This window comes from Clostridium sp. (assembly GCF_021443865.1).
Taxonomy (GTDB): domain Bacteria; phylum Bacillota; class Clostridia; order Clostridiales; family Clostridiaceae; genus Clostridium.
This window is the reverse complement of record NZ_JABUTB010000139.1, coordinates 1-3,925: the sequence shown is the minus strand read 5'-3', so window position 1 is coordinate 3,925 and position 3,925 is coordinate 1. Positions and strand designations below refer to the sequence as shown.

Genomic DNA, 3,925 nt, shown 5'->3' with positions numbered 1-3,925 from the left:
CTCTATCTCTGTCTCTATCTCTATCTCTCGTGAATGTTTGTCCGAATTTGTCCCAGAAGTGTCCGGACATTTGTCCACTTCTCCTAATAGCAATTTCTTTTCTTCCTTTATCCTATTTCGATAATCTCTTTTCCTATCAGCTTCTGAACTACTTTTACCAATAAGACTTTGAATATCTAGCATATATATTGCTCCATTGTCTAATACTTCAATTAAGCCTAATTCTCTAAATATACATAAAGCTTTATCTACAGTATCAACATTATGGTTAGTAATTGTTGCTATCATTTTAGGACTATAAGGAATATTTTCTTTAAACATTAACTTTCCATCTGTCTTTAAAGATTTAAGATAAAGTTTCATAAGTATATCTGAATATAAATACCCATTATCCATAGCCTGTAATATCTTCATATCTTCCGTTTCATAGAAGTTTTCTTTTATTTTTAAGTAATAGTATTTTTTATTATCTGCCATTCTATACCTCCTAAAAGGCTATTTTACTTTTCCTTTAGCATGAGCCTTATAAATATATCCATTATCCTTTAAGAACTTACTTAAGGCTTGTATTTGTTCAAATCCATGTTCCACATGAACATCTACGAAAAATAATTGTTCATCTTTCTTTATTTCATTAACATCTGGAGCCTTAGGCTTTAAATTAATTGGCAACCCTATTTCTTCCTTAGGAACTTCTCGTGGTTGCTCTGCCTTTCTAACTAGCTCTACTCTATCATTTATTTCTCTAACTATTCTTGCTATATCCCAGCCAAACTCTATATATTTTTCAAAATCCTTATATTCTAATGGAGTTTTGATTGTTTTATTTACTGCTTCTAAAGTAGTTTCTATAGTTGCTTTAAGCATTTCAGCCTTAGCTTTATCTGCATTTTGTTGTTGCTTTAATGCTGCTGCTCTTTGCTCTATATCTTCCAAAACACTCTTTTGACTTGCTGATAGGTTTAAATATTTATCTAGTACTATTAATTCATCTGCATATTTCTTTTCTAATCCTAGTGTTATAACTGTATTAGTTATTATTTCTTCTGCCTTTAATCGTTTTTCTTCCTTCTTCTTATTATCAAATTCGGATATACCTAATTTAATAGGTTTTTCAACTTCTTCTATAAGTGCTATAAGTTCCTTGCATTGTCCTTCAAAATCCTTTATAGGTCTTTCCATTTCCTTCTTAACATCTTTTCTATATCCATCTAACTTATTTCTAAGTCCAGCTAAATCTTTTTGAGTAGCCTTACAATCCTTTAGGCTTTCTTCTGTAACTACTAAGCCTTTATACTTTTCTGTATTGGTTATTAAGTTAGCCTTAACTTCATCAAAATTTATAGTTATAACTGGTAACTTTTTATTTACTTGTATATCCACTTCTCTTCCCCCTAAAATTCAAAGTTTGCTTGTTGATTATCTATTTGTTTCTTTTCTTCTTGTTGTTTTTTAGCTTTTTCTAATTCTAGTTTCTTCTTATCACTTTTCTTTTTCTCTAATAGCTTTAGTAATTCTGGATAATCTTTATTTTTAACATCTTCTATTTTAGAAACTCCTGCATATTTTAAGAAACTTGTTATTTCTGTTTCAGTTTCTTCTATAAGCTTCTTCATCACATTAAGATGTACTGTTCCTATTTTCTTATTTGCTTCTTCTTTATCAAGATCCACTTCACTTTTATTAACTATATCTGTTTCAGCTATTTCAAAAGCCATCATATAAAGGTATCTCCTTGAATAAGTTTGAGTTCCTCCTATTTGTTGCATTGTTGAAGCTCCTTTAATTGCTGCCATTTCTATAGGAGTTTCAAATACTATAGTGCTTTCTATATTATCAACATCAATAACTGTTAAAGTTGCTAATTCTCTTTCAAAATGGAATATAGTTGCTAATCCATTCTTACTACAAACCTCATTTACTCCTGGTAGAAAATCACCCAATTCAAAATATTCATAGTTGCTATAAGAGTTTTTACCACTCTTTTTTAAGCTTTTCTGTTGAAGCTCCACTCTACACTTTTGTAATTTTTGATATATATTAAACTTTACTGTTTCCTTTTCCATTTACTTATCCTCCTTACAGTTGAAAATTAATCTATCATCTTCTTTACAATACTGAATATTATCAATGTAATAATCTCTATTTTCTGCATCATAAATCATAAATCCATCTTTATTAAGTGTATTTATTATGGATATTAAAAGGTTTAATAATACTTCAAATGCTTTCATATACCCTCCTATAAATCTCTTGTAGTTTCTCCTGTTTTAATATCAAATAGTTGTCCATTGTCTATATCAGTTTCTAGTGGTATAATGTCATTGAATGTTTTGTTGTGCTCATAACTCTTACTTTGGTCGGTGGAGTAATGAGCTTTTTTATATTGTTCTGCTACAAGCCTTGTAACTGCATTAACATTTAATTGCTTGGTCATATCTTCTTTGACTTTTTCAACTTCCTTAGCTAATTCTAAAGCTTTATCTTTTTCAAGAAATTCCTGCATAAGCTTACCCAACTTTTCTTCCTCCTTTCTAGTCTTATAGCATTACTATTTAGAAGTAACAGTTTATTCATTTTCTTATACAACCTCCTTAAGCAATAATTGTTTCTCTATCATCTAGCCTTAATAACCTTAAGTTATAGCTACTCTTTTCTTTGCTCATAAGACCTTTCTTTCTTAGCTTACAAACTTTTTCAAATATAGTTTGTTCAGACCTCCCTAGAGCTAAAGACATTTCTTCTACTCCAGTAATGTGATACCAATTTACTAAATAATTAATTTCTTCCTCACTCCATCTTTGCCCTTGGTTAAAATGAAGTTCTGAATTGTATTTCATTCTTCCTTGATTGTCATACTCAATCATCTTCTCAAACTAACCTCCTTATTAGATTTAATGTGATAAAATGTGTAATGGTCATATGATGTTTCTACTGATAAAAAGTCTTTTGGATCTAATCCATACTCTCTTAAAAATTTCTTTTGACTTTCTTTAAGTTCTCTATAGTTCTCCATACATATACCTCCAAAGCTTGTCTATCTTCTTTCTAAAGTAACATTTATCTCCTTTTATAATGCTTATAATAGCCATTAGAATCATTGTTATTATTAAACCGACAAATACTTCATATGTTATCTTAAGTAAAGCTAAAAAGTATATTTTAGTTATATACATAAGCTTTCTCCTTATGTGCTTCATATATAATTTTCTGTTCTTCTGCTATCTCTTTATCTCTTTTAATACTTAACATCTTTGTAATTATGTCACTTGGTCCAAAATGCTTTACTGCTTCTTCTAACATTTCTTGAGTAGACACTTTTATTCCCCTCCTACATTCTTAATTGAGCATTACACCCAGCTATCATTAACTCTAAATCTCTGTTAGGTTTCCAATCTACAATTACTTTTCTAGCAAAATCAAAATCTTTTATTGCAGTATCTTTATAAGATGCAACTCCTACTATTCTTTTATAGTCCTTCCAACATTGTCTAAATGCTTTCTTACTAAGTTCTTTATAAGCTGGACTATCTTTTCCACCTAGTACTGCTAAAACTTTTTTATTAACTAGATCACAAAGTACTTTTTGATTTCCTGTTTCTATAGTCATTCTATTTTCTAAGTTAGTTAATCTGCTATCTAGTTCTTCTGTATAAGTGAATTGGAGCTTTAACATTTCCTTTGCTGATAATTCCTTGACTTGTACTTTTAATGAGATTTCCATTTTATTAAATGCTTCTATATATTTAAGTTTCCAAGCTAAAGCCTTAGTTCCTGTGAATCCCATTACTAAAAGTGAAAATCCATCTCTAGTAATTAGATATTCTTTATATTCTTTTCCAGTTCCAGCTTTATAACTACTTTCTATAAACATAGTCATAACGGATTTTTCCGTTTTGATTAACTCTTCAATTTTCTCTAATAC

General features: G+C 29.4%; 10 protein-coding genes. All 10 read right to left on the bottom strand.

The genetic code is table 11. The features are described from left to right. Positions 1-477: phage replisome organizer N-terminal domain-containing protein (locus HUJ77_RS14985; RefSeq protein ID WP_291710017.1), on the bottom strand; the 477-nt coding region annotated here is incomplete at its 3' end. An 18-nt stretch (positions 478-495) separates the two neighbouring features. Continuing rightward, positions 496-1,383, bottom strand: coding sequence for a DUF1351 domain-containing protein (locus HUJ77_RS14980; RefSeq protein ID WP_291710016.1), 888 nt, complete (start codon positions 1,381-1,383; stop codon positions 496-498). Positions 1,384-1,394: 11 nt separating this feature from the next. After that, positions 1,395-2,066, bottom strand: a complete 672-nt coding sequence (locus HUJ77_RS14975) for an ERF family protein (RefSeq protein ID WP_291710015.1) — start codon at positions 2,064-2,066, stop codon at positions 1,395-1,397. Beyond that, positions 2,067-2,234: a hypothetical protein gene (locus tag HUJ77_RS14970; protein WP_291710013.1), complete on the bottom strand. Its 168-nt coding sequence runs from the start codon at positions 2,232-2,234 to the stop codon at positions 2,067-2,069. It abuts the gene before it with no gap. Between the two features lie 8 nt (positions 2,235-2,242). Further along, the gene (locus HUJ77_RS14965; RefSeq protein WP_291710011.1) at positions 2,243-2,518 is read right to left on the bottom strand and encodes a hypothetical protein; all 276 of its coding nucleotides are present in this window, start codon (positions 2,516-2,518) and stop codon (positions 2,243-2,245) included. Positions 2,519-2,594: 76 nt separating this feature from the next. After that, on the bottom strand, positions 2,595-2,867 hold the full coding sequence (locus HUJ77_RS14960; protein WP_291710010.1) for a hypothetical protein: 273 nt from the start codon (positions 2,865-2,867) through the stop codon (positions 2,595-2,597). Further along, entirely contained in the window at positions 2,864-3,016 is a 153-nt protein-coding gene (locus tag HUJ77_RS14955) for a hypothetical protein (RefSeq protein ID WP_291710008.1), read from the bottom strand. Before HUJ77_RS14955 ends, HUJ77_RS14960 begins: the two co-directional genes overlap by 4 nt. Then, the gene (locus HUJ77_RS14950) at positions 3,003-3,176 is read right to left on the bottom strand and encodes a hypothetical protein (protein WP_291710006.1); all 174 of its coding nucleotides are present in this window, start codon (positions 3,174-3,176) and stop codon (positions 3,003-3,005) included. The genes HUJ77_RS14955 and HUJ77_RS14950 overlap by 14 nt, the downstream gene beginning before the upstream one ends. Beyond that, positions 3,163-3,318: a hypothetical protein gene (locus tag HUJ77_RS14945; RefSeq protein ID WP_291710004.1), complete on the bottom strand. Its 156-nt coding sequence runs from the start codon at positions 3,316-3,318 to the stop codon at positions 3,163-3,165. The genes HUJ77_RS14950 and HUJ77_RS14945 overlap by 14 nt, the downstream gene beginning before the upstream one ends. A 13-nt stretch (positions 3,319-3,331) precedes the next feature. Then, a partial coding sequence (locus HUJ77_RS14940) for a Rha family transcriptional regulator (protein ID WP_291710002.1) occupies positions 3,332-3,925 on the bottom strand: 594 nt, incomplete at its 5' end.